The following is a 1,252-nucleotide window of genomic DNA, read 5'->3' on the forward strand; positions in this document are numbered from 1 at the left end:
GGCTGTTGGCCTCTGCATGCCGCCAGAAACAAATGTTAGTCGACGTTGTTCCCGTTTAGCCCTTGGCATGGTTAAGGGCCAACAAAAAGGCCCGCCGACCGGAGCCGACGGGCCGTCTTCCCTCAAATTGCTGTGCGCCCCTTTTCCCGGATGGTCCGCCTGACCCAGGCACCCCGCACGAGAGTGTCTTAGGTCAGCACCGCCGGCGGTGCTGTAGTTTTGCGGCCACAGCGAACGCCAATAGCGATTTTCCCGGATGGACGGACTAGGCCGTGCAGAGTGGGTCTCGATATCCAAAACCCGGCTCGCAGATCGAGGGTGACACAGGATTGTGGGAGACGGGCCTGGCCGCCGACACTATCCGGGGGGAAGCGGTTTCAAAATCGGCGGTGGTGCCAAGGTCTTCGATAACCCCGTTGCGTGCGATGAGGGCCGAGGTCCCACCACACTACCTTCGATGGTCCATTTCAGCATGGTGAAAGAGCCCGCCTGCATGGGTGTCAGACGGGCTCTTTATCGGGCCTCCCTGCGGATTCGCATTCCAGAGTGGGCCTGGCTGCGATAACCCCACCCGACGCGACGCGCGGATGCAAGCAGCCTGTCCGCACGCCACCTGTTTGTTCAACTTTGCCTCGGGTCCGATGTTCCATTAGCGATTGCTTGACTAAACCGCTGCCCGCTCCAGACTCTTTTCATGGCGAAGGGCTCATTCAATATCGGCGATGAAGTCGCCATCACGGCGACCGTGCGCCGGCGTGTCACCGAAGACCGTGTGAGCGTCTCGATACCCTCCTATGGGCAGCCCCATTCGATTGTCGAAACCTCCAAGGTGATGAAGGGCCAAACGATCGAGCTGGTGGGCGATGTGACCTGTGTCGACGCGGAAGTCGGCAAGGTCACCGTCAACCTCGGCGTCCCGGTCACTGTGGATGCCCACACTCTTAGGCTAGTGACGCGCTAGGTGTCGCCGAAACGGAGGCGCCCTAAATGGACACGGCGACATGACGAAGCTGTCTGATCTCGGTCCATTCGAACCTCATCTCAACGGAAAGATTTGCGAGCATGAGAGTGAGTATTTCTACCGCTGCCCCCAGTGCGGCCAGATGGTGGATGAACGGGACGCGCGGCAGGTGGTCTGGCATTCTTTCTTGGAGCATTCGCGGCTGACGATCGATGGTGGGGCGCCTCACTTGCCATAAGGCGGCGCATCGCTGCCGCGCAGCCGAAGGGTGCACAGGCCTAGAAAGAACTG

The 1,252-nt window shown here is 60.2% G+C and carries 1 protein-coding gene; it reads left to right on the plus strand.

All coding sequences use genetic code 11. The annotated features are described in order from the left end of the window. Positions 1-694 precede the first annotated feature (694 nt). Positions 695-961: a hypothetical protein gene (locus tag FJ471_RS34600; RefSeq protein ID WP_140811587.1), complete on the plus strand. Its 267-nt coding sequence runs from the start codon at positions 695-697 to the stop codon at positions 959-961. Positions 962-1,252 lie beyond the last annotated feature (291 nt).

Source organism: Mesorhizobium sp. B2-7-1 (genome assembly GCF_006440735.1).
In the GTDB taxonomy this organism is placed as follows: domain Bacteria; phylum Pseudomonadota; class Alphaproteobacteria; order Rhizobiales; family Rhizobiaceae; genus Mesorhizobium.

Excerpts from the sequence above, each read along its gene's own strand:
- FJ471_RS34600 (WP_140811587.1), top strand. The coding sequence starts at position 695 with ATGGCGAAGGGCTCATTCAATATCGGCGATGAAGTCGCCATCACGGCG.